This is a genomic window from Microbacterium sp. CnD16-F (assembly GCF_024124465.1).
Taxonomy (GTDB): Bacteria; Actinomycetota; Actinomycetes; order Actinomycetales; family Microbacteriaceae; genus Microbacterium; species Microbacterium gawkjiense.
The window spans coordinates 1-2,067 of sequence record NZ_JAMXSA010000107.1 but is presented as its reverse complement, the minus strand read 5'-3'; the positions used below and the strand labels follow the sequence as shown (position 1 = coordinate 2,067).

Sequence of the window (2,067 nt, the reverse complement as noted above, 5' to 3'; positions counted from 1 at the left end):
ATGATGACGGCGCCGCCGAGCAGGTAGGCGGTGATGGTGCCGAGCAGGGTCAGGATCGGGATGCCGGCGTTGCGGAGCACATGGTGGCGCACGATGTGCCGGGTCGTCTCCCCGCGCGCGACGGCGGCCGTGATGTGCGGTTCGACGAGCACTCCCATGACGGCGTCGCGCGTCGTGCGCGCGGTCGCCGCGACGCAGAAGACGGAGAGCACCAGGGCGGGGAGCAGGAGCGCCCCGAGCGTCGGCCAGAATCCGGTGCCGATGCTCGCGAACCCGCCGACCTTCAGGCCGAGCGAGAACTGCGAGAAGAGGAAGATCACGATGCTGCCGAGCACGAATTCCGGCACGCTGATGCCGATGCTCGACACGACGCGGCCGACGGCGCCGCCCTGCTTCGCTCCGGACCTCACGCCCGTCCAGATCCCGAGCGGAACCCCCACGAGCAGCGTCACGGCCATCGCCATGATCGTGAGCGTCGCGGTCACCGGGATGCGCTCGATCATCTCGCCGGAGACGGAGCTCTGCGTGACGTAGGAGGTGCCGAGCTCGCCCGTGAGCACCTGTCCGATCCATGCGAAGTACTGCACGAAGATCGGCTGGTTGAGCCCGTACGCCTCGGCGAGCAGCTGCCGTTCCTCGGCGGAGGCGAGCGGGCCGAGGATGATGTCCTCGTAGCTGCCGGGCATGAGACGGATCGCGACGAAGATGAGCACGGAGACACCGAGCAGGGTGATGAGCGCGCTCATCACCCGCCCGGCGGACCAGCGAAGGATCTGCATCATTCGGGACTACTCCCCGGCGATCCGGTAGTCGGCGATGTTGCGGAGGATGTTGCCGTATCCCTCGTTGCTCTGAATCGTCGGGCTCACGGCCGTGGTGTCGAAGCCGATGATGGACGGCCGGTGCACGAGCGGCACCATCTCGGCGTACTCGTCGGCGGAGGCGCACAGCTCGGTCAGCACCTCGGCGCGCGCGTCGGGATCGGTTTCGCTCGCGCCCTCGGCGATGAGCGCGTTGAGATCCTCGTGCACGCCCGTGAAGCCGACGTTGAAGAAGGCCTGCTCGGGGTTCCACCACTTGGTCACCATCGACGGGTCGGAGTAGCCCGCGAACCAGCTGATCGACAGGTCGAAGTCTCCCGGCTGGGCCGAGAAGACCCGCTCGTTGTAGGTCGCGGCGTCCAACTGCTCGATCCGGACGGTGACGCCGATCTCCGCGAGCTGCTGCTGCACGAGCTGGGCGATCTGCGCCGTGACGGGTACCGAGGTGTTGACGATGAGGTCGAGCTCGACATCGCCCGCTCCCGTCTCCTCGATGGTCGCCCTCGCGTCCTCGATCGAGGCCTGCTCCGACGGCAGCTCGTCGACCAGGCAGGCGCCGGGCAGGTTCGAGGGGGTGATGCCGGTGGGGGTCGTTTCGCCGGCGAAGACGATGTCGGCGATCGCCTGGCGGTCGATCGCGGTGTTGATCGCGAAGCGGACGTCCTGGTCGTTCAGCGGGGAATCGGGCTTCTGCGAGTTGACGAGGACGTAGTAGAGGTCGCTCTGCGTCTGCTTGACGATCTGGAGGCCCTCGTTGCCGCCGAGCTGCGACAGCGAGTCGATGTTGACGAAGTTCGCCATCCCGGCGCTGCCCTCGCGGAGCGCCGCCTGCCTGGTCGACTCCTGATCCACGATCTGCAGTTCGAGGGTCTGCACGGCGAGGTTGTCGCCGCCGTGCCAGTCGGGGTTCGCGGTGAAGGTCCACGACTCGTCCTGCCGGTGGTCGGCGACGAGGTACGGGCCGGTGCCGAGCATCGTCGTGGTGAGGTCGACGCTGCCGTCGTTCACCTCCTGCATCGGGAGGATCGCGGCCGGCGTGTTCGCGAGCGCGGCGAGGAACGGCGCGTACGGGCTGCCGAGCTTCACGGTGACCTGATCGTCGCCGGTGGCCTCGACGGACTCGACGGGGCCCATCTGGCCGGACCACACGCTCTGACTCGCCACCTGGCGCTCGAGGCTGCCGACGACGTCGTCGACGGTGAGCGCGCGGCCGTTCGAGAACGTCGCGGTGGTGTCGATCGTGAAG

General features: G+C 68.1%; 2 protein-coding genes. Both read right to left on the bottom strand.

The features are described 5' to 3' along the window. The coding region (locus tag NH287_RS14940) for an ABC transporter permease (protein WP_253036243.1) at positions 1-782 on the bottom strand (782 nt) is incomplete at its 3' end. 6 nt (positions 783-788) lie between these two features. After that, positions 789-2,067 (bottom strand): ABC transporter substrate-binding protein (locus tag NH287_RS14935; protein WP_253036242.1); only part of this gene is annotated, 1,279 nt, incomplete at its 5' end.